Annotated in this window: 18 protein-coding genes; 8 read left to right on the top strand and 10 right to left on the bottom strand. The window is 35.5% G+C overall.

Features of this window, described 5'->3' with window-relative positions; all coding sequences use genetic code 11:
• Positions 1-33: 33 nt before the first annotated feature.
• Together BP17_RS04075 and BP17_RS04070 are read left to right on the top strand one after the other, a co-directional pair.
• Positions 34-1,383 (top strand): Mur ligase family protein, encoded by a 1,350-nt coding sequence (locus BP17_RS04075; protein ID WP_035051925.1) that lies wholly within the window; start codon positions 34-36, stop codon positions 1,381-1,383.
• Position 1,384: 1 nt separating this feature from the next.
• Positions 1,385-2,062, top strand: coding sequence for a type 1 glutamine amidotransferase (locus tag BP17_RS04070; RefSeq protein WP_035051922.1), 678 nt, complete (start codon positions 1,385-1,387; stop codon positions 2,060-2,062).
• A 750-nt stretch (positions 2,063-2,812) separates the two neighbouring features.
• Here the strand turns inward: BP17_RS04070 and manA are convergent.
• The 6 genes from manA to BP17_RS04040 form a co-directional block, all read right to left on the bottom strand.
• Entirely contained in the window at positions 2,813-3,757 is a 945-nt protein-coding gene (gene manA, locus BP17_RS04065) for a mannose-6-phosphate isomerase, class I (RefSeq protein ID WP_035055099.1), read from the bottom strand.
• A gap of 22 nt (positions 3,758-3,779) precedes the next feature.
• Positions 3,780-4,805, bottom strand: a complete 1,026-nt coding sequence (locus BP17_RS04060; protein WP_035051920.1) for a serine hydrolase domain-containing protein — start codon at positions 4,803-4,805, stop codon at positions 3,780-3,782.
• 163 nt (positions 4,806-4,968) lie between these two features.
• The gene (locus BP17_RS04055; protein WP_035051918.1) at positions 4,969-5,826 is read right to left on the bottom strand and encodes a VOC family protein; all 858 of its coding nucleotides are present in this window, start codon (positions 5,824-5,826) and stop codon (positions 4,969-4,971) included.
• 446 nt (positions 5,827-6,272) lie between these two features.
• Positions 6,273-6,890, bottom strand: coding sequence for an MBL fold metallo-hydrolase (locus tag BP17_RS04050; RefSeq protein ID WP_035051916.1), 618 nt, complete (start codon positions 6,888-6,890; stop codon positions 6,273-6,275).
• 109 nt (positions 6,891-6,999) lie between these two features.
• The gene (locus BP17_RS04045; protein ID WP_035051914.1) at positions 7,000-8,859 is read right to left on the bottom strand and encodes an ABC transporter ATP-binding protein; all 1,860 of its coding nucleotides are present in this window, start codon (positions 8,857-8,859) and stop codon (positions 7,000-7,002) included.
• A complete protein-coding gene (locus BP17_RS04040) occupies positions 8,856-10,580 on the bottom strand; it encodes an ABC transporter ATP-binding protein (protein WP_035051912.1) in 1,725 nt (574 codons plus the stop codon). Before BP17_RS04040 ends, BP17_RS04045 begins: the two co-directional genes overlap by 4 nt.
• Before the next feature lie 316 nt (positions 10,581-10,896).
• On the opposite strand from BP17_RS04040, the gene BP17_RS04035 reads away from it, so the two are divergent.
• Positions 10,897-11,520, top strand: a complete 624-nt coding sequence (locus tag BP17_RS04035; RefSeq protein WP_035051909.1) for an NAD(P)H-dependent oxidoreductase — start codon at positions 10,897-10,899, stop codon at positions 11,518-11,520.
• A 138-nt stretch (positions 11,521-11,658) separates the two neighbouring features.
• On the opposite strand, the gene BP17_RS04030 is transcribed toward BP17_RS04035, so the two are convergent.
• Both BP17_RS04030 and BP17_RS04025 read right to left on the bottom strand, forming a co-directional pair.
• Positions 11,659-12,864: an AI-2E family transporter gene (locus BP17_RS04030; RefSeq protein ID WP_035051906.1), complete on the bottom strand. Its 1,206-nt coding sequence runs from the start codon at positions 12,862-12,864 to the stop codon at positions 11,659-11,661.
• 119 nt (positions 12,865-12,983) lie between these two features.
• Positions 12,984-13,349, bottom strand: coding sequence for a PTS glucitol/sorbitol transporter subunit IIA (locus BP17_RS04025; protein ID WP_035051902.1), 366 nt, complete (start codon positions 13,347-13,349; stop codon positions 12,984-12,986).
• 217 nt (positions 13,350-13,566) lie between these two features.
• Between BP17_RS04025 and BP17_RS04020 the strand changes: the two genes are divergently transcribed.
• From BP17_RS04020 to BP17_RS04000, 5 genes are all read left to right on the top strand, one after another.
• A complete protein-coding gene (locus tag BP17_RS04020; protein WP_035051900.1) occupies positions 13,567-15,672 on the top strand; it encodes a CDP-glycerol--glycerophosphate glycerophosphotransferase in 2,106 nt (701 codons plus the stop codon).
• A gap of 118 nt (positions 15,673-15,790) precedes the next feature.
• Positions 15,791-16,846, top strand: coding sequence for a lactonase family protein (locus BP17_RS04015; RefSeq protein WP_035051898.1), 1,056 nt, complete (start codon positions 15,791-15,793; stop codon positions 16,844-16,846).
• A 180-nt stretch (positions 16,847-17,026) separates the two neighbouring features.
• Entirely contained in the window at positions 17,027-17,929 is a 903-nt protein-coding gene (locus BP17_RS04010) for a VOC family protein (RefSeq protein WP_035051896.1), read from the top strand.
• Position 17,930: 1 nt separating this feature from the next.
• The gene (locus BP17_RS04005; protein WP_035051894.1) at positions 17,931-18,920 is read left to right on the top strand and encodes a ring-cleaving dioxygenase; all 990 of its coding nucleotides are present in this window, start codon (positions 17,931-17,933) and stop codon (positions 18,918-18,920) included.
• Positions 18,921-18,982: 62 nt separating this feature from the next.
• Positions 18,983-19,603 (top strand): flavin reductase family protein, encoded by a 621-nt coding sequence (locus BP17_RS04000; RefSeq protein WP_035051892.1) that lies wholly within the window; start codon positions 18,983-18,985, stop codon positions 19,601-19,603.
• A 44-nt stretch (positions 19,604-19,647) separates the two neighbouring features.
• On the opposite strand, the gene BP17_RS03995 is transcribed toward BP17_RS04000, so the two are convergent.
• Together BP17_RS03995 and BP17_RS03990 are read right to left on the bottom strand one after the other, a co-directional pair.
• Positions 19,648-21,303 carry an ABC transporter permease gene (locus BP17_RS03995; protein ID WP_035051890.1) on the bottom strand — a complete coding sequence of 552 codons (1,656 nt, stop codon included), beginning with the start codon at positions 21,301-21,303 and terminating at the stop codon, positions 19,648-19,650.
• Between the two features lie 27 nt (positions 21,304-21,330).
• The gene (locus tag BP17_RS03990; RefSeq protein WP_035051888.1) at positions 21,331-22,053 is read right to left on the bottom strand and encodes an ABC transporter ATP-binding protein; all 723 of its coding nucleotides are present in this window, start codon (positions 22,051-22,053) and stop codon (positions 21,331-21,333) included.
• Between the last annotated feature and the right edge of the window lie 206 nt (positions 22,054-22,259).

The following is a 22,259-nucleotide window of genomic DNA, read 5'->3' as shown; positions in this document are numbered from 1 at the left end:
AAAAAGTATTTTAAGTAATTGGAGGAAACTCAATTGAGTATACGTAGTGCATTTGCCATCGCAGTAGGAAGAACAACGAGATGGGGACTTCATACTTTTCTTAAAGGTGGAAGTAGTTACCCTGGTCAGCTAACACAAAAAATAGATCCTACCGTATTAGGTACTTTATCAAGAAATTATGATGTGGTTATCGTTACGGGAACAAATGGTAAAACGTTGACGACCGCTTTAACCTATCAAGTGTTGAAACAAAAATACCCTGAAATCATCACAAATCCCACTGGAGCAAATATGCTACAAGGGATCATCTCAACTTTTCTTGAGCATCACTCTTACACAAAAAATGGTGAGAAAAAAGCGGCTGTTCTTGAAGTTGATGAAGCTAGTTTGATCCATGTGACGAAATATATTAAACCGAAAGCAATCATTTTTACAAATGTTTTTCGTGATCAAATGGACCGTTATGGGGAAATTTACACGACTTATCAAATGATGCTGAATGGTGCAGCTTTAGCACCTGATGCTTTGATCGTCAGCAATGGCGACGCGCCCATTTTTAATTCTAAAGAGACCGTTAATAAACGCGTTTACTTTGGTTTTGACCATCTTCCAGATGGGGAATCGAAAGCTCATTACAACACAGATGGCGTATTATGCCCGATCTGCAACAACATTTTACATTATAAATTTTTAACTTACAGCAATCTTGGAAAATACTATTGCCCGAATTGCGATTTCAAGCGTCCAGATTTAACATATCGTTTAACGGAATTGACTCATATGGATCACGAATCTTCTAGCTTTAAAATTGAAGGAGAAGATTTTGAAATTAAAATCGGTGGACAATACAATATCTACAATGCTTTAGCTGCCTATAGTGTTGGCCGTATTTTAGATGTCTCTACGGATCAAATTCGTGCCGGATTTGCCGCATCAAAACGTGTTTTTGGTCGTCAAGAAGTCATTCAGATCGAAGACAAAGAAGTTACCATCAATTTGGTGAAAAATCCAGTTGGGTTAAATCAAGTCTTAGAAATGATGAAACTTGATCCAGAACCGTTTTCGCTTGTTTCTATTTTAAATGCTAATTATGCTGATGGAACAGATGTCAGCTGGATTTGGGATGCCAATTATGAAATCGTTACGGATATGAATATAAAAGCAGTTACTGTTGGTGGCGAACGAGTGGAAGATATCTCGGCTCGCTTAGAAGTAGCTGGCATTCCTGAAGAAGAACTCCAAGTCATTCCAAGTATTCCTGAAATAATCAAAAATTTTAAAAATGCTCCAACGAAAAAAATATACGTTCTAGCTACTTATACTGCTGTCTTACAATTGCGTAAAGAGTTAGCAAATCAAGGGTATATTCAAGGAGGTATGTAAGATGGTTGAATTAACGATTTGTCATCTTTATGGTGATCTATTAAATACTTACGGAGATAATGGCAACTTATTGATGTTAAAACATCGTGCTAAAAAAAGAGGCATTCAATTTAATATTGACATCGTCAGTTTGAATGACGATTTTGATGCTGCTAAATATGATTTAGTTTTCTTCGGCGGCGGACAAGATTTTGAACAACGAGTTGTTTCAAGAGATATCCAATTTAAAAAAGAGGCTATTATTGATTATATTGAAAATGATGGTGTGACAGTCGGTATTTGTGGCGGATTCCAATTACTGGGTCACTACTATGTTGATGCTGCTGGAAATCGCATCAATGGAATCGGTGCTCTAAACCACTACACGTTAAATCAAGACAACAGTCGTTTTATTGGTGATATTGTCATTAAAAATGATGAATTTGGCGAAACGTATAAAGGTTTTGAAAATCATAATGGACGTACTTTTCTTGGAGAAGGGGTAAAACCTTTAGGCGTCGTTGAAATGGGTTACGGCAATAATGGCGAAGATAAAACAGAAGGCGCTCATTACAAACAAACGTATTGTTCATACTTCCATGGACCACTGTTGGTTCGTAACACTACATTGACGGATCGCATCCTAAAAGAAGCAGTAAAAAAACGATTCCCTAAAGAAGCCGAAGAATTATTCGGTTAACAAAAAAGAGTTCAAAAAATGATTTTATCATTTTTTGAACTCTTTTTTAGTTATATGACAAATAGTGTTTATTCTTCAAAAAAATTTCTTGTGGTAGGCAAATAGGACAAACTTTTTCTGTTTTCTGGCTTCTTTGTCCACTTATCAGGTAAACGGGACAAGCAACTGCTATTTCTTGTCTTCTTTGTCCACTTATCAGGTAATTGGGACAAGCAACTGCTATTTCTTGTCTTCTTTGTCCACTTATCAGGTAATTGGGACAAGCAACTGCTATTTCTTGTCTTCTTTGTCAACTAACAAGGAAATCCCGGCTAAGATATACCATCTTAGCCGGGATTTCCTAAAGCGTCGCTTTTGTTTTTCTATCGAGACTAATCGTCGAACTTCGCATCCTAGTCTTAGTTGAGCTTCGTTCGACAGACTCTCGGAAAAAACAGAATCTCTTCAAGGATGGAACATCCTCTGCGAGATTCTTTGTTTTTCTGTCGAGCCTAATCGTCGAACTTCGCATCCTTTAGTTGAGCTACGAGACCCAGACATTTTGTGAAAAAGATAAATCCCGCCGAAGATGAGACATCTTCTCTGGGATTTCCTGTTTTTACTGCATGTCTTTCAGGGTCTCTTCGCATCCTTTAGTTGAGCTTCACTTCCCAGTCACTGGGCTATTTTCAAGATTTGACGCAATGCGCGGGATGCTCTTGCTTTCAATTCTTGAAAATTGCTGCGTGCCTAAACGGGAAGTTCAGCATCCTAGTTGTTTGATGCGATGATTTCTAAGTTGCCTTCTATTGTCCATTTTTTGATGTCGTTGGGTAGGATAAGGTGAGTTCCTTTGGTCAATGGATATTCTCCTGCTTCGACAATCAATTTACCCTCTCCGTCTAACACACTAACAAGGGTGTAAGGAGCTGTTGCGTTGAAATCGGCTTTGCCTTTTATTTCCCATTTATAAACATCAAAAAATGCAGTCTCTACAAAAGTTGTGATCGTTGCGTCTTGCTGTTTTTTTATTTTCATTTCAGGAGTCGCATCTACATGAGGGATAGTTGTCACATCGACGGATTGTTTAACGTGTAATTCTCTTAAGTTTCCTTGATCATCTTTACGGTCATAATCGTATACACGGTAAGTCGTATCGCTAGATTGTTGGGTTTCAAGAATCGTGATCCCACCACCAATCGCATGGATCGTTCCGCTTGGGACATAGAAAAAATCGCCTTTTTTTACTTTGATGCGATTCAATAAGTCATCCCATTTGCCGTCAAGAATCATCTGTTCTAACTCTTCTTTTGTCTGAGCGTGGTGACCATAAACAATTTCCGCACCTTTATCAGCATCGATGACATACCAGCATTCTGTTTTACCTAATTCGCCTTCATGCTCCATACCGTATTGATCATCCGGATGAACTTGAACAGATAAATCGTCGGCAGCATCTAAAATTTTGGTCAATAAAGGAAAAACGTCACCTTCCGCGTTTCCAAATACTTCACGATGTTGGTCCCATACTTCGGCTAGATTCAATCCTTTGTAAGGTCCATTTCCGACTAGACTTGGCCCATTCGGATGAGCGCTTATGGCCCAAGCTTCTCCCGTTTTATCACTTGGCAAATCATACCCGAAAACTTCACGTAATTTTTTGCCACCCCAGATTTTTTCTTGTAGAACAGGTTTTACTATTAAAGGTTCATTCATTACTTTTATTCCTCCTAAAATCTCATTCATTAGTCATTGCTTCTTTTTCAGTTAAATAACATTCTATTAAATGATCGCGCTGGTTAAGGTAATCCAATCTATTATCATTCGTTGGATGAACGCGATTAGATAAAAATACAAAAGCTTCCTTTTCCAAAATATCTAATACAATAAATGTTCCTGTAAATCCAGTATGAAACAAATAGTTTTTTCTGCCTCTGGTTATTATATCCCATCCTAAAGAACGGTTCAATTTGCCTTTTGGCGTCCAGTCTTCTAATAATGATAGCACAGTTTTTTCATTAAGAATACGTTTTCCCTTGAGGTAACCGGTATTTAACATCATTTGACAAAAGGTCAAGCATTCAGCTAACGTTGAAAACAACCCCGCACTCCCACAATGGTCTCCAAGTATATAAGCCTTAGGATCATGGACTTCTCCTCTGATCAATCCTCTTTTAGGATCTATCTCCGTTGGGGCACATGCTTGTTTATCTCGATGATAATAAGAGGTATCCCCTAAATTCAGCGGTCCGCTGATACGCTCAGCGAACACATTGGCTAGGCTCTTATTTTCAATTGCTTCAATGATAAATCCTAATAGAATGAAACCTATATCCGTGTAGTGCACTTCTTTTTCAAATGACTCTCCTATTGGCAAATGGAGAATGGCTTCATGCAACTCATTGGCGGACAAAGCATTTCGATTGGGAATATAACCTTCTATACCTGATGTATGGGTCAATAAGTGCCTTAGCGTTACCTTTTGGTCTGTGAAACTTGTCAAATAAAGGCTGACCTTATCATCTGGAGCTAATTTCCCTTCCTGCCATAATTGCAAGATGATGGTGGTCGTTACAAACACTTTAGTTAATGAGGCAATATCATAGATTTGATTTTCTTTGATAGTTTCTCTTTCCGGAGAAATTGCAGCTAAACCTTCACGGTATTCCATGCGTTCATTAGCTGTGATAAAGCCAAAACTTGCTCCAGGAATGATCTGATCTTCGATTAATTGATGAATAAAAGCTTTTGTTTTTGGATACATTTTTTTATCCTTTCTACTATTTTCTCTTTTAGTGGTGCTAATTTTTTTCTTTCTAGTTCATTATAATCGAAGTCCCTTACTTCTACACTGATTTTAATTGCTTATTTTATAGTAAGACACAAAAAAACCGGCAAGCAGCTTAGCTTACCGGTTAGACTATTTATTAGTGGGTTGTTGTAATTTTAATGGCTATTCCATTTGTATCTTTTAAAGAGAGGGTTTGCGTTGCCTCATCCAATTGATAACTATAATTTTTTGCATCAAGCTTTTCTTTCACTTGTGTTAATTCATCAGCTGATGAAACAACGATTGTAAAGTAATCTAACCCTCGTAAGCCTTTTTGAGCTGCTGGAATATTTTTTCCAGCCCATACATTGGTTCCAATTTGATGATGATACTCTCCTGCTGCGAAAAATTTTGCTTGAGGACCAAATCTAAATTTTAAATCAAATCCTAGAACATCTTTGTAAAAAATTTCTGTTTTATCTAATTCAGCAACAAATAAATGAATGTGCCCCATGTAAGTTCCTTTAGGCATGCCAAGGAACGCTTGCTTAGCTTCTCCAATCACGCCTTCTGCATCCATTTCTTCTGTAACTCCAGCAATCTGACCGTCTTCTCTAATGTCCCACATTGATTTTGGTTTATCCGCATAGATTTCAATTCCATTTCCTTCTGGATCATCTAGATACAAGGCTTCACTGTATCCATGATCACTTGCACCGGTCAAAGGATATTTTGATGTTAAAATATGATACAAAATTTCACCTAAATCTTTTCGTGTTGGCAATAAAAAGGCCATATGATACATGCCTGTTGCAGTTGGTTTTTCTCCAATTGGTGCAACTGATTGTAATTCTAATAAGACCTCTTCTTCATCAAATGCTCCCAGTTGAAGCACTTGATCGGTTTCATTTTTAATTTCTAATCCAATAATAGTTGTATAGAATTGTTTCATATTCTCCATATTTTCAACATTTAATACTACTTTTCCAATGATTGTTTTCGCTGATAAGGTCATCTATTCATTCCTCTTTTCATTTTACTAAGTGTTCAAATTATTTGCTTACTTTTAATAAGTATACATGGAACATTATTTGTTTGCAAGCTTTTAAATTATTCTACCTAAAAGTTGTTTAACAACTAGTAATGACCATTCTCAAGAACTTTTTCTAACATAAACGGTTTTGTGTCTCTTTTTTCTATTTGGCTCTACTAAATACATAAGTTTCATTTAAAATATGCTTTTTCGTCACACTTCTTTCATAATTGGCTTCTATACTATAAATATACCAAAACAACAAACCAACTTTTTTATTTTTTTTACTCCTCCAAAGTAAAAAAACCTTTCCACTTTAGCGTTCCCCGCTAAAGTGGTTTTTTTATGGAAACAGTCATCTAAAGTCATTTAAATAGATAAAAAGACTGAGAAAAATTAAATCATCTCAGTCTTTTTTGAAATTATCTTTACCTAAAAAAAGGGTTAGTCCTTTTCTCATATCCAATAGTTGTTTCATCTCCATGCCCAGGGTAAACTCGCATATTATCGGGTAAGTTAAAAAGCTGTTCTTCGATTCCTTTTAATAATGCTGCTGGATCACTACCGGTTAAATCAGTTCTTCCAACACTTCCTTTGAATAGTGCATCCCCAGAAACAACAAAATCGTCAAATACAAAACTAACTCCACCAGGTGAATGCCCTGGAGTTGGGACGACTTTAAATTGAAATCCTTCAATGGCATAGGTTTTACCTAATTCAAATTCATATTCAGCAGGTTCAGCTGTAATTGGATGCCCTGAATGGATTGAAAGATTCAAAATAGGGTTTCCAAGCCAAGCTTGTTCTAAATCACTAACGTATACTGGAACAGAGTATCTTTTTCTGACTTCTTCTAGTGCCCCAATATGATCATAATGCGTATGCGTTAATAATATGGCAGTTGGTGTCACATTCAACTCTTCTAATTCTTCTTTTATCGCTGAAAAATCATCTCCAGGATCAACAATCAATGCTTTTGCTTCTTGATGGATAACATAACAATTCTCTTCAATTCTTCCAGTTACAATTCTTTTGATTTGTGTCATATATTGATCCCCTTTTTTATAAAACTTATGTTGTAAGTTTAGCAGATTTTAAAAAAATTGAAAGGAACGCATGTTAGTTGTTTTTAGCTACTCTAGAAAAAAGTCTTGCTCAACTAACTTCTTGTTGGATAAATTGGCTAGAGTAAAGATCTGCATAGAAACCATGTAGAGCCATTAACTCGTCATGAGTTCCCATTTCAATTACGTCTCCATGATCCATCACAACAATATTATCTGCTTCACGGATAGTGGAGAGTCGGTGAGCCACGACAAAACTAGTTCTATTTTTCAGCAGTTTCCCCATGGCTTTTTGGATCAATACTTCAGTTCTCGTATCAACATTCGATGTTGCTTCATCTAAGATCAGAATTTCTGGATCAGCCAAAAAAGCCCGAGCAATCGTAATCAATTGCCTTTGACCAGATGAGATATTGCTTGCTTCTTCATTAAGAATGGTTTCATATCCATCTGGCAGTTTATGCACAAAATCATCCACATGAGCTGCCTTAGCTGAATTATAAATACGTTCCTCATTTTGACCATATTCAGCACTGCCGTAACGAATATTATCAAGAATGGTGCCATTAAATAACCATGTATCTTGCAGAACCATCGCAAAATGGGACCGCACTTCTTCTCTCGTAAAATCTCGTATATCAACTCCATCAATTTTAATACTTCCTCCGCTCACATCATAGAAGCGTTCCAACAAATTGATCAAAGTAGATTTCCCAGCCCCAGTCGGGCCAACAATAGCAACTATTTGACCTTCTTCAACGTTTAAATTAAGGTCTTTAATTACCAGCGACCCATCTTTCCCCTCATAGCCAAATTGAACATGTTCAAATTGGATTTTGTAAGGTGACTGTTTCACAGGTTGAATAGTAGAGGGTTCATTAGTCATTTCCACTTCGTCTAACACTTCAAAAACGCGTTCGGCTGAAGCAATCGTTGCTTGAATCATATTGATCAGATTTGCCATCTCGCGAATCGGCTGATTAAATTGATTTGTGTATTGCAGCATAGCTTGAACATTTCCCAATGTCACTATGCCATTGGCGACAAAAATCCCACCAACTGTAGCGACACCTAGATAGCCTAAGTTCCGAATAAAAATCATCAATGGCATAATAATCCCCGATAGGAATTGAGCTTTTCGTGAAGCTTGATAGAGTTGATCGTTTTTCTCCTCAAACTTTAAAATTTCCGTTTCTTCTTGATTGTAAGTTTTCACAACAATGTGTCCGGCATAGGTCTCTTCAACTTGATTATTTAATAGCCCTAACCTTTTTTGTTGAGCTGCAAATAATTTTTGCGATTTAGGAGCAATTAACGCAATTGCTAAAGCACTTATTGGAACAGTGATCAATGTAACTAAGGTCAGTATTGCATTTATGGTAATCATCATGTACAAGACAGCAAAGAAGGTCACTACACTGTTGATAAATTGCGTGAGTGTTTGCTGTAAGGAGTTAGCAATTTGATCCATGTCATTTACCGCGCGAGACATGACATCTCCGTTGGAATGCGTGTCATAATAATGCATCGGAACACGATTCATTTTATCTTTCAAATCATTTCGCAAATCATACACCGTTCTTTGGGCCACACGAGTCATCGTAAATTGTTGAAGGTAACTGAAAATGGCTGAAAGAATATAGAAGATTGCAACAGTGATTAAAATACTCGTGATCATCTCAAAATCAATTGGAAGCACCTCAACCTCTTGGCCAGCTTGTCGCAATTGCGCACCTTCCGTTACCCCTCTGAAAATTTCAGTTGTTGCCTCACCTAAGATTTTTGGTGTTTGAGTTTGCAAAACAATTGCAATAATAGCTAGTATGAAGACCATTATGATTGCCAATGAACGAGTAGCTATATAGCTAAGCAATCTGATTAGCGTCTTCAAGAAATTTTTAGGTTTGATTTCACGAATAGGTTTAGTTGAATCAGAACTATTTTTACTCATGACATCTCCTCCTCACTCATTTGAGATCTCATTATTTCTTGATACGTTTCATTAGTCTGTTTTAATTCCTCATGCGTTCCTTTGCCAACCAATTTCCCTTCTTCCAAGACAAGGATGGTATCAGCCTGTGTGACCGAACTAATTCTTTGGGCAATAATTAAAACAACTGAATTTCTCGTTTCTGGAAGCAATGCTTTCCTTAAAGCTGCATCCGTTTTAAAATCAAGTGCTGAGAAAGAATCGTCAAAGATCAATATCTCTGCTTTTGCAACCAATGCCCTTGCAATATTTAACCGTTGCTTTTGCCCACCAGAGAAATTCCCTCCACCTTGTTCGACGACTGCATCTAAGCCTTTAGGCAATTCAGATACAAAATTTGCTGCTTGAGCAATCTTTAATGCCTGCCACATTTCTTCATCTGTTGCAGTTGACTTTCCATACTGCAGATTTTCGCGAATCGTACCAGTGAATAATTGGGCTTTTTGCGGAGCATATCCTATAAAATTGCGTAAGTCTTTTTGCTTTATTTTTCGTATATCGATACCGTTAATTTTGATACTCCCTGCTTCAATGTCATAAAAGCGCGTGATCAGATTTGCAATCGTTGTTTTACCAGAACCTGTCCCTCCAATAATGGCAATCACATCACCTTTTCCACCTTCAAAATCGATTTCTTCTAATGCTAATTTTTCAGCTCCCGAATACCGGTAATTAACTTTTTCAAATGAGAGCAATTTTGTACCACGCTTTTGAACAGCACTTGGACTTTCAGGATCTTTTATCTTACTTTCCATCGTTAAAACTTCATTGATCCGTGCGGCTGAAACTTGTCCTCGTGGAACATAAATAAAAACCATTGCCAACATTATGACGCTTATCAAGATTTGCATTGCGTAGGCCATAAAAGTAACTAAATTCCCAATTTCCATGTCCCCAGTACTAATATATCCTCCACCAAACCAGATAATAGCAATATTTGTTGCACTGATAATTAAAGTCATCATTGGAAATAGCAAACTCAATATTGTTTGTACTTTAATAGACGTTTCAGCAAACGCTTTGTTGGCCTCATCAAAACGTTTTATTTCTGAATCGTTCCGGTTAAATGCGCGAATGACCCGAATCCCTGTTAGCCCTTCACGAAAAATAAGATTTAAGTGGTCTGTTTTTTTTTGCAGTGATTTGAAATAAGGAATTGAAAAATACATAATGAAGCCGATAAAAACAGCTAACACTGGAATAACATAAACGAAAATCCGAGCCAATTTTGGTTCACGACTATAGGCTAGCACACCTGCCCCGACCAACATGATGGGAGCCATGATCATAATTCTTAACATGATCATAGCAACCAATTGAATTTGTTCTACGTCATTCGTTGTCCTAGTTAGCAAGGAAGACGTTCCTAATTTATCTATTTCATCATTTGAAAAATAGGAAACTTTTCGGTAAAGCTCGCTTCGAAGTTTTTTTCCTAATAGTTGCGATTGTTGAGCAGCCAAATAGACATTTAAAATAGCAGCAAGAATACTGAGTAATGAAAAACCCAGCATTTTAATTCCTACTGAAATAATGTAATCGATATTTCCAGTGGATACACCATTATCAATAATATCTGCGGTTAAAGTTGGAAGATACAGGTCTCCAACAACTTGAATAATCATAAATACGACTGCTCCAAATACAGCCCAATTATTTAATTTATTTATTAATCTAAACATGTCTTTTCCTCCTTAATCTGTTGGCCGTTCTGAATTTTACTCGTTCATCTTTTCGCCAATTTTCAATTATTCACTTTTTATTTTCCCGTCCTTTTGGTTATCTTAACGATTAAAGTATAGCGGTCAACATATCTTTTGATAAGCTCTAAACGTTTCTCTCATTATATTCTCTTCCTTTTTAAAAATCAGCTCATTGCATTTCAATCACCACTTTTTATTTGATTTTGCTTCTTGCTGTTTAAGATCAACTTTAGTAAGATACTAAAGAGATGATAAAGAGAAGGTTCTCAAAAAAAGGTGAAAGAAGGATCTTATTATGACAAATTTATTAGTTATTCGTGCTCATCCGTTAGATAGCAAGGTCTCTCGTTCAATGCAAGTAACCGATGCTTTCGTAAAATCATATATTGAAAACCATCCTAAAGATTCCGTTGAAGATATCAATTTATATGATTTAGCTGTCCCCGATATTGATCGTGATTTATTACAAGCCTGGTCAGAACTTAGCAACGGAACTATCTTTACTGAATTATCTGAAGTTAAACAACAAAAAGTAACGTTATTTGAAGGATACACAAATGGCTTTTTGAATGCTGATAAGATTATTATTGCTAATCCTTTATGGAACTTAAACGTCCCTACTCGGTTAAAAGCGTGGGTCGATACAATCACTGTTACTGGAAAAACATTTAAATACAATGAAAAAGGTGAAGTTATCGGACTTGCCGGAGACAAAAAAGTCCTGCACATTCAAGCAAACGGAGGACTTTATGGCGGAAAAGACCCCGCTAATCAATATTTAAAAACTATTTCAACTTATATTGGTGTCACTGATTTCCAAGAACTATTTGTTGAAGGTTTGGATTATGACCCTGCTAAAACAGCAGCTATTATGGCTGAAGGAATAGCCAAAGCGACTGCTCTAGGGAAAGACTTTTAATTAGTTCATTTATTTTGTAAACCTAAAACAAATGATTTATGTCAGTCTTTCTTAAGAATTTTTTAGCAAAAACAATCATTTAAAAACAAAAAATCCAACACCGAATTTAGATCCGGTGCTGGATTTTTTAGTATCAAATCACTTTTTATTTTTTTTATTTACTACTAAAACGGGCGTAGGAGCCGGATTTTCATCACTAGCGTATAGTCCAGTATAGGCTTGATACCATCTGAAAAAATGGACAACAATAACTTTTAAGATGGCATATCCAGGAATCCCAAGAATAACACCTGGAACACCAAATATTTTTCCAGCAGATAGCAAGACGATAATGATCGTTAACGGATGAACTTCTAAATTATTCCCTAAAATTTGTGGTTGGATCACTCTTCCTTCAATTGTTTGCTCGATAGCAAATACGATCAGTACTTTGATCAACATACTTGGGGAATCTACCAAAGCAATCACAACAGCTGGAACTGTCGCAAGAAATGAACCTAGATAAGGAACCAAATTTAAAACTCCCGCTAGCACCCCTAATGTTACAGCATACTCTAACCCAATAATTGCAAATCCTGTCCAAAACATCAGCCCAACAAAAAAGGCTACCAATAATTGACCACGTATATATTGACTAATTTGTGTATTGATCTCTATCAACAATTGATACGTACCTTTTCTCATTTTTGAAGGAACCATTTTCATTACATGATAAGGCAAATTTTTCCCATCTTTTAATAAGTAAAAAAGAATAAATGGCATCGTAATGATTGCAATTACAACATTTGTCACTGCACCGACCACACTTCCAATACTAGCAAAAGTTGTATCTAACACGCCATTAGCTTGTTCTGAAACATTGGATAATAAATTATCATTGAAATTAGATAATTGTGATTGGAATTGAGAGAGCACGTCACTTCTTAATAAGCTATCTATTTGAGCAACAATATTTTCCCAATAAATAGGCCAATTTTCAATAATGCTAATTGTTTGCTCTTGAATAATCGGGATCACTGTTGTGATACCCCAAACTATTAGTGCTCCGATAACGATAAAAATCCAAGCTATTCCCAATACACGGGGAACTCTTTTTCGTTCCATCCAGTCTATCAATGGATTAACCAGGTAATAGAGAATCCCTGCAAGAATAACCGGCAAACCGATAACACTTAAAAAATCTCCTATTGGTGAAAATAGATAAGCAACTTTTGAAAATACAAATAGATTCAAGAAGATCAAAAGAGAAATGATTAAAATAGAGACAACCTTGTTGTTCAAAATCCATTTCCAAAACCAGGTTACTGTCTCTCTAGTTTTTCCTTTTAGTTTTTCTTCACCCATACCTACACCCCTCTAATCCTATTGAATTTGGCTATATAACAAATAGTGTTGCTACTTCAAAATGAAATGTTTTCTGGATTAAAGAAGCTATCATTACTAAAAATTATAGATTATAAAACTTACTCATGATCGTCGTAGTTTATTTTAGTCCCGACCACTACTTCTGGTAATTCGTATGGTGATAAGTAAATACTGCTCTCAATTTGATCTTCTTTTACCACTTCCGAAAAAGACAGTGTAACATGACCAATTGTATTTAAATTTTCATTCGCTAAACTTCCAACTGTTTGAATAGTGTATACTTTATCATCAAAAGAAATCGTGTGTCCTGGTTCTAATTTTATGGTTTCTGTTTCTTTTTTAAAAGATTGAATAATAGCTACAGTCCGAATATCTTTCGTAGCTTTTTCTCCAAATAAAATAATCATAGGATCTTTTTTACTAATAGCACTTTCTCCAATTGCCGTTACTGTTCCAATTAACATATTACTCATTCCTTTCTTATTTCAAATTCCTTTGCTCTTAGTTATTTTACCATATTCTTTCTTTTAAAGGGTATTAAATGCTAACCTGCTTTCGCTAACGATCAAAACTAAAAAAAGGCTGACTATTCCTTAAAAAAATACTTATACTATTTGCTACCTGTTGGATAGACTGGTATGATAAATTGAGGTAATTCATCCAATAATGGAGGTAGATTTTATGCATTCTACTAGTAATGAGCAAACTTTAAAAAAAGACCAAATTGAACAACAAATTGAAAAAATTCAGCATCCTTCATTTACGCTAAATAAACAAGATGATACTCTACTTATCACTGTAACTTTAACAAAAGATTTTTCAATTAAATTCAAAGAATTTTTTATTTTACATAGAGAAACTGGGAAAAAGTATCCATTTAAGGCAACTAAAGCCAATGGAGAGTATTCTTTTTCAATTAATATACGTTCCTTTATTAAAAAATATGCCCCAGCAGACCCTAAAGAACATTTCGAGTTTTATTTTACGCTCCGTTATTTAATAGATGGTCAAGAAATTAAAAGAGATGAACCCTTGTCACTTAACCGCTTCAATCATTATGAATCATACGGGTTGACAGAAGTTGAGGATAGCAGTTATCACTTATACCCTTACTTTAGCAGAAAGACTCAAGGGTTTTGTTTTACAATCAATATTCCCGTACGAAACGTCCGCTATATCCAAGATTCAAAGATAGATTCAGTTCAATTGAAAAAAAATAAGTTAACACTTAAAGGCACCATTATTACAAAAGCAAATCCAATAAATCGAATCGATACTATAATGGTCGGAAGAAAATTTGGCCATCGCCAAATCATTCATTCAGATCATCAATTAACCGCTTCAGAAGATGGAACTCATCTCAATTATTATGATTATCAAGTTAATTTAGATTTAGCCGAATATGCTCAGGAACTTTTTTCCAGTAATTCCAACGATGAAGATTTTGATTTATACTTTGAATTGTACTTAAATGGATTTTTTGAACCGACTATTATTCATGTTTCTAATCCAAATGATGCAAATGCCAAAAATAATTACCATTATTTTTCTTACTCATACGGAAAACGAACGATGCTGTTGGCTCCTAATTTTACGGATCAATCAAATAATTTTATTCTTTCAGTAACAAATTTTGAAAAAGAAAATTTTGAATATATGAAAGAGCTTTTTCATTTCGCTCCAATTTTACGTCCTTTTTATAGCAAACGAAATATTTGGATCATGGGCGAAACGCCTACGGAAGCTAAAAATAATAGTTGGGCCTTTTTCCGCTACATGAGACAACACCATCCGGAAAAAGAAATCTACTATGTTATTGATAGCAAATCACCAGATTATGCTAAAGCTGCTGCTTTAGACAAAGATTATCTGTTAATTTACAAATCAAAAAAATACATTTTGCTATTATTAATGGCTCAACTACTGCTCACAACGGAAGAACCTTATGCTATTATGCCTACACGCAACCCGCTATGGTTGGCTGAATTAGCTGCTAAAAAAGTTCTTTTGCCACGAAACGTTCTAGGATCACAAAATGTAAAAACAGCATTAGAGTATAATACCAAGCTTTTCAAAGCTGATTTATTTTTAATCAGTTCTAAAACAGAAAAGCGGTATGCCATTGAAACCTTAAACTTTCCAGAGGCTAAACTTTCTATTACAGGCTTGCCGCGTTTTGATGAACTTTTAAAAGATGAACCTGATTCAGCTATAAAGCAGCAATTGCTGCTTTTCCCAATGAATCACGATTCTGGATTACACTACCAATCTGATGTAATCGAACATATGGCGGCGTCTTTTATTTCATTGCTGAAGAATTCAGTTTTTTTAAACTTTGTCCATCAATATAACCTTGAAGTCATAACTGCTCTACCGGCATCAATGCTTCATTATATTGACGCATTTGCTGATACCGCTTGTACCTTAGTTCTCCAAAGTCAAGAAAACGTCCAACAACTAATAAAAGATAGTAAACTTTTGATAACAGACGCTGATCCAATTGCCTTTGATTTTAGTTTTCTTTTAAAACCGGTTTTGTTTTATCAACCAGACATTAAAGCACTTCCTTTAGAAGAACTTTTTCATTCCAATTTTACTTATCTAAATGAATTGCCAGGTGAACTAACAACTTCTGAAGAAGATTTGCTTCACTTGTTGCAACAAATAGGGATAAATCAATTTAAAATTACTCGTAAGAATAAACAAAAAGCAGACGCGCTACTTTATCATCATGATACACAATCCAATCAACGAATTTATGAAGCTATTTCAAGCCTTTTCCATTAATGCTAATACTAAAAAAAGACACTTTTTGGATAAAAAGTGTCTTTTACTTTAATTTTCCAATTGGTGAGTGCTATACTTTACAATGAAACCTGTTACAACATACTAAGGAGGCTTTACAATGAAAGAAACCCTGTATTTAGGAACATATACTAAAAAAAATAGCGAAGGTATTTATGAAATCGAATTAAATACTGAAACTAAGCGTTTAGAAGAAGCCAAGCTAGTAGCAAAAATTGGCAACCCTACTTATCTTGCATTATCCAACGGAAAAGATATTCTTTATGCTGTAAGCAAAACAGCAACTGGCGGCGGAATTGCTGCTTTTAAGAAAAAACCGGCTACAACTTATAAAAATACAACAACATTTTTTGAAAAAACAAGTGAACTAATTGTAGAAAATGCTGCACCTCCTTGTTATGTTGCCTATGATGCAGTCCGCTCTCTTGTCTACACGACCAGCTATCATGATGGATTTGTCTCTGTGTATAAAACAGACAGCAAAGGAAACTTAACTTTAACAGATGTTAAACAGCATGAAGGTTCAAGTGTTCATGAAAATCAGACAAAACCTCATGCGCATTACTTGGATCTAACACCAGATCATAATTACGTGGTTGCTTGTGATTTAGGAACAGACAGCATTTACACTTATAAAGTTTCCGAAGATGGAAAATTAGATTTGGCTACAACTTATAAAGCAAGTCCTGGTACTGGCCCTCGTCATTTAGTTTTCCATCCAAATGGTAAAATTGCCTACCTTGTTGGAGAATTATCTAGTGAGATCGTTGTGCTAGCTTACAATGCTACTGAGGGTTCATTTGAAACGATCCATACGGTTTCTTCTATTCCAGAGAATCATAAAACTTTTAATAGCGGTTCAGCTGTGCGTATTACTGACGATGGAAGGTTTTTATACTCTTCTAATCGTGGCCACAATTCGATTGCTGTATATGCTATTAATGAGTCAGGAGATTCAATTGAACGCATTCAGCTGATTGCGTCACAAGGAAATACTCCACGTGACTTTGCACTAGATCCGACTGAACAATTTATCGTAGTCGGTCATCAAGATTCCGATAAACTGACTTTATTTGAAAGGGACGCTAAAACGGGTCTTTTATCTTTACTTCAAAAAGATGTTTATGCTCCCGAATGTGTTTGCGTTACTTTTTAAAAAACGATTAGCAAAACTAATATGGCCTTGATATCAGGTTCGTATTAGTTTTTTTATTTTATTTCAAATTAAGTTATCTCTAATTAAACTTATTTATTGTAAGCTTTTTAAGGATGTGTTATAGTTGTTTTATAGCTTCTTATCTAGCAAAATTGGATTATCGAAAGGAGGATCGCTAAAGTGATCAAAGGTGTCCATCATATTTCGGCTTTCACCAAATCTGCTAAAAATAATGATTACTTCTATACAACTATTCTTGGTTTGCGTTTGGTTAAAAATTCAGTCAATCAAGAAAATACAGCTGTTCGTCATTTGTTTTATGGCGATTATCAAGGAAATCCCGGAACTCTGCTGACCTTTTTTGAATTAAAAGCTGCCGGTAGTGCTTATAATGAAAATAATTACTTTTCAACGGTCACACTAAAAATCCCTAAAGGCACTTTATTGTATTGGAAAACGCGTTTAGCGAGCTTTTCAATACAAACTACATTGGCTAAAGACCAGCGCCGTTTGGCATTTAAAGATCCGGATCATTTTGAACTTTCCTTGATAGAAGTTGATGATGTGATCCTTGCTGCAAATGCGACTAAGCATTCAGACATTTCAGCTGCGAACCAGATTATTGGTATCTTTGACAGTTTACTTAAAGTTGAAAGACCGAATGAAACACTCTCTTTTATGACTGATTTTTTAGGACTGAACTTAACCAGTAAACCGTTTCAAGTTCAAGACACTCAGCAAGGTATTTTTACAACAATTGATTTCAGCCAGAAGACAGAACCTTCTCGGATGGGCAGAGGGTCCATTGACCACATTGCCTACACTGTCGATTCGACTGAAGAGCTTGAGAAACTGTATCAAAAAGCTTTACATCAACAGCTGCCCGTTGAGCAATACGTTGAACGAGGCTATTTTAAAAGTTTGTACGTAAGAGAACCAAATGGATTAAGAATTGAAATAGCCACAGCAACACCTGGCTTGACTTTAGATGAATCGATTGAAGATTTAGGAAATACACTTGCACTACCCGATTTTTTAGAAACTAAACGAGCAGAAATTGAAGCTCAACTGGAGGATTTTTAACATGAACGGATTAAAAGGGATTCACCACGTAACAGCTATTACAAGTAGCGCAGAAAAAATTTATGACTTCTTTACAACGATTTTAAGTCTTCGCTTAGTTAAGAAAACAGTGAACCAAGATGATATTCAAACGTATCACCTCTTCTTTTCAGATGATAAAGGCAGTGCTGGGACAGATATGACGTTCTTTGATTTTCCCGGTATTCCAAAAGGATCAAAAGGCACAAATGATATTTCTAAAACATCTTTGCGTGTACCAAGCGATGCTGCTTTAGACTATTGGGTAAAACGTTTTGATAAATACAAGGTATCCCACAAAGGCATTTCAAAACAATTTGGTGTTAAAGTTCTAACATTCCATGATTTTGACGACCAACAGTATCAACTGATTTCGGATGAACACAATACTGGGATCGCTTCTGGTACTCCTTGGCATAAAGGACCAGTTCCAGATGAATTCGCCATTACTGGTCTAGGTCCTATCTTTTTACGTGTAAAAAACTTTGACGCTATGAAAGAAATATTAGAAAAAGTTCTCTTATTTAAAGAAATCGATAAAGAAAATCAGGTTCATCAATTTGAAGTTGGCGAAGGCGGAAATGGTGCGCAAGTGATTGTTGAACATAGTGAACTGCTTCCTGATGCTCAACAAGGATATGGAAATGTCCATCATGTTGCCTTTCGTGTAGAAAATCGTGCTGTTCTAGACGAATGGATCCAACGAATCAGTCAATTTGGCTTACCGAACTCTGGTTATGTAGATCGTTTTTATTTTGAATCCCTTTACGCTCGTGTAGCTCCAGGAATCTTATTTGAATTTGCTACCGACGGACCTGGTTTCATTGATGACGAAGAAAACTACGAAATATTAGGAGAAACATTAGCTTTGCCACCAAAATTTAGAAATCAACGTGCCGAAATCGAAAAATTGGTTCGTCCGATCGATACCGTTCGTAGCACAAAAGTAATGGAAAAAGAGTATTTAGACTAAACTAAAGCTACCGATTGTTTTATGATTTATTTTTAAAATTGATTTTTAGGAAGTGACTAATAATGTTTCACTACAAAGCAGAACAATTAAATAAAAAACAACAATACAAATTTGTCAGTGGGAGTGTGATCCCTCGTCCAATTGCTTGGGTCACCTCTTTATCAAAAGATGGTTCAGTTGTAAATGCAGCGCCATTCAGTTTTTTCAGCGCTGCTTCAAATGAACTGCCTTTACTGACGGTGGCAATTTTGAGAAAAGATGGCGTGATCAAAGACACCGCTCGCAATATCCTTGACCGAAAAGAAGCGGTCATTCATATTGTCGATCAAACTGTAGTGGAAGAAATGAATGAAACTTCTGCTCCTCTACCTTCTGATCAAAGCGAACTTGAGCAAACACAGTTGACGCTGATAGACAGTTCTAGCGTAAAAGTTCCTTCTATTGCAGAAGCTAAGATTCGTTTTGAAGGAGTCTTACATCAATATGTACCTATTAAAGATGAGCACGACGCTATTGTGACGGATTTCTTTTTTATCCGAGTAACAGATTTCTTTTTTGATGAAGCAGTTTTTGATCAAGAAAAAGAATATATTTTAACGGACAAATTAAATCCTGTCGCACGACTTGCTGGTAATCGATACGCTACATTAGCTGAAGAATTTACAATTGTTCGTCCTACTTAAACTAAAAGAGCGATTCAAGAATATTTCTTGAATCGCTCTTTTAGTTATTGTTTAATTGGACGATTGCATTCATGTAAATACAACAAAATGGTAAACATTAAAATGAATGCATTTACACTAAACGTCATTATGTTGATTGTTAGTGAAAAAACACCACTAATTGCTATTACCCCAGACACTAGAATAACAACCATCCCGCCTAACATTCCTATTAGACTCATCAAACTTTGCTTAACGAGTTGAGTCTCATCTCGCCAATCATAATAAGCCATCCGATTGCCAATAAAAATACCAGCTACTGCAGTAAATAATGAAAAGCTAATTGGCGTGACTATTAGCATGCTTGTTTCAATCCAATTCGTTTCCAAAGAGATACTAAACAATATTGAACAGATGATCGATGTTGGAATAGTAAAGGTAAGATTGGTCAATAAATAGCTATCATACAAGATTTTTGGAGAAATCGGCAGTGACTTGATCAACCAGACATTCTTGCCTTCTAATGCTAACGAGATAGCAGCCGTATTAGTCATAGAAACCATGGCTGCGACAACATAACCCGCAGCATTTTTTATGATTGGAAGATAGTCTACTAAATCAAGACTCTGTATTATTTTTTCTGGCCCAACAATTATCGTACTAATAGCTAATAGAATAGCGAGAACACAACCAACCAATAAATTCGTAGCACATACTGTGGACTTTAAGATTCGCATCATTGTTTTTTTATACAAAGCCATAAGCATCTCACTCTGGTGAAGCACACCAATTTTATAATTTTTTTTGCTCACATGTGACGTCAAAGCTGTATTAATTTGTTTGTATTTGGGAAATAAAAGCAGTAAAAAAATACTATATAAACCAATAGAAATCACGAAAAAAAATAGAAAAGAAAGAACATTCTCATCGACTATTGCTTCCTTGAAAAGTTTTGTTGGTAGATATAACTGGTTTAATTTATCAGAAATAAAAGGGACTAAAGTTGAAAATGCATCAACATTTATCGTTCCTGTTTGAGTATTCATTAATTCTCCAAGACCAATAGTTGACGTTGAAGCAGTCATGAAAAATAGCATAAGGATTACTAGTGATACTATGGAAAGAATGGTAGTTACTGCACTTGTGTATCTAAATTTAGATGAGATTCCGGTAACTACCGCTCCAAAAATTGCCGCAACAGTAGTGGGAATCAAGCTGACTAAAAAAATGCTTACAAGCCACATAAAATACGATGCAAAATCAGGTCTTTCAACGAAAAGGTAGATTATTCCCATTGGAAGCATAACAAGGAGAGCAATAAAGGTATTCCAAATGTACATATTCAAAAAGCGGCTATTAATAATAGTCCTAACCGGCAGTGGCAAAGACATAAGTAAATCATAATCACTAAAATCAAAAAATTCTCCATTTGATTTGAATAATGAGAACGATAAGGTAAATAAACTGCTGATGAAAAGAGCCATGCTCGGGATCAAATCTGTCATTCCTAGTTGAACGTACCCATAAGCAATTCCACCACAATAAAGCAGAATCATGATCAAAACAATACTAATAGCCGCCGTTACTGCAATTCTACTATTTCTTTTGTGTCTGTTTTTTTCATATCGAAAAGTATTGATACCAAGTTGTTCAATCAATCTATTTTTCGCAAGGAGCCAGCATAAATTTTTCCGCTTTATTGTTACTTCTTTCATATGCATAATTTAAAGCGCTCTCCTCTTTTTTGATTATTTTTGATCCAACATATCTATAAAAATTTCTTCTAAAGAACTGCCCTTTTTCTCTTGCAACATCTCTTCCATGGTTCCTGAAAAAATAAGTTTTCCCTGATTGATCATAGCTACTTTATTACAAAGTTTTTCTGCAGTATCTAGTACATGCGTTGAGAAAAAAACAGAACTGCCTTGTGTACAAAGCTCATGCATGATTTCTTTCAGTACAACTGCAGCTTTAGGATCTAGACCAACAAAAGGTTCATCTAAAACAAGCAATTTCGGATCATGGATAATAGCAGAAATAATGGCAAGTTTTTGTTTCATACCATGCGAATACGAAGAAATAAGATCTCCAAGATTTCCCGTAATTTCAAATAAAGCTGCATAATTTCTTATCTTTTCTTCTCGAACAGTTGAGGGGATAGCAAAAATATCAGCAATGAAATTCAAATACTGAATGCCCGACATATGTTCATACAAATCTGGATTATCTGGTATGTATGCCATAATTTGCTTGCATTTAAGCGGCTCTGTTTTCATTGAGTGACCGTTGATCAAAATTTCCCCATCTTCATAGTCAAGAATGCCAACTATCGATTTGATTGTTGTACTTTTACCTGCTCCATTATGACCAATGAAACCAAAAATATCACCTATCTCCACTTTCAGACTTATGTGGTCTACGGCTTTTTTGTCTCCTTTATAGGTCTTACTAAAACCATTGATTGTTAACATTGCATACTTCCTCTCTCATTTTAAGAGTCTGCGGTCCCTCATTCATTTAGACTTCTTGTGCTTCATTCTAGTTTTCATTTATTTTCAAATCATTTTCAGATCATTTTAAACCAATGTATCTATTAGTTATACTCATACTACGCTATTTAAGCCATACAAATACACCCCAAAAGCTAGATTTAATCTAACTTTCGGAGTGTAGGTCA

This window comes from Carnobacterium pleistocenium FTR1 (genome assembly GCF_000744285.1).
GTDB lineage: Bacteria > Bacillota > Bacilli > Lactobacillales > Carnobacteriaceae > Carnobacterium_B > Carnobacterium_B pleistocenium.
The sequence above is the reverse complement of the archived record's forward strand: the minus strand, read 5'-3'. Positions and strand labels throughout refer to the sequence as shown.

Coding starts and splice junctions, on each gene's coding strand:
- BP17_RS04070 (WP_035051922.1), top strand. CDS start 1,385: ATGGTTGAATTAACGATTTGTCATCTTTATGGTGATCTATTAAATACT.
- manA (WP_035055099.1), bottom strand. CDS start 3,757: ATGAATGAACCTTTAATAGTAAAACCTGTTCTACAAGAAAAAATCTGG.
- BP17_RS04060 (WP_035051920.1), bottom strand. CDS start 4,805: ATGTATCCAAAAACAAAAGCTTTTATTCATCAATTAATCGAAGATCAG.
- BP17_RS04055 (WP_035051918.1), bottom strand. CDS start 5,826: ATGACCTTATCAGCGAAAACAATCATTGGAAAAGTAGTATTAAATGTT.
- BP17_RS04050 (WP_035051916.1), bottom strand. CDS start 6,890: ATGACACAAATCAAAAGAATTGTAACTGGAAGAATTGAAGAGAATTGT.
- BP17_RS04045 (WP_035051914.1), bottom strand. CDS start 8,859: ATGAGTAAAAATAGTTCTGATTCAACTAAACCTATTCGTGAAATCAAA.
- BP17_RS04040 (WP_035051912.1), bottom strand. CDS start 10,580: ATGTTTAGATTAATAAATAAATTAAATAATTGGGCTGTATTTGGAGCA.
- BP17_RS04035 (WP_035051909.1), top strand. CDS start 10,897: ATGACAAATTTATTAGTTATTCGTGCTCATCCGTTAGATAGCAAGGTC.
- BP17_RS04030 (WP_035051906.1), bottom strand. CDS start 12,864: ATGGGTGAAGAAAAACTAAAAGGAAAAACTAGAGAGACAGTAACCTGG.
- BP17_RS04025 (WP_035051902.1), bottom strand. CDS start 13,349: ATGTTAATTGGAACAGTAACGGCAATTGGAGAAAGTGCTATTAGTAAA.
- BP17_RS04020 (WP_035051900.1), top strand. CDS start 13,567: ATGCATTCTACTAGTAATGAGCAAACTTTAAAAAAAGACCAAATTGAA.
- BP17_RS04015 (WP_035051898.1), top strand. CDS start 15,791: ATGAAAGAAACCCTGTATTTAGGAACATATACTAAAAAAAATAGCGAA.
- BP17_RS04005 (WP_035051894.1), top strand. CDS start 17,931: ATGAACGGATTAAAAGGGATTCACCACGTAACAGCTATTACAAGTAGC.
- BP17_RS04000 (WP_035051892.1), top strand. CDS start 18,983: ATGTTTCACTACAAAGCAGAACAATTAAATAAAAAACAACAATACAAA.
- BP17_RS03995 (WP_035051890.1), bottom strand. CDS start 21,303: ATGCATATGAAAGAAGTAACAATAAAGCGGAAAAATTTATGCTGGCTC.
- BP17_RS03990 (WP_035051888.1), bottom strand. CDS start 22,053: ATGTTAACAATCAATGGTTTTAGTAAGACCTATAAAGGAGACAAAAAA.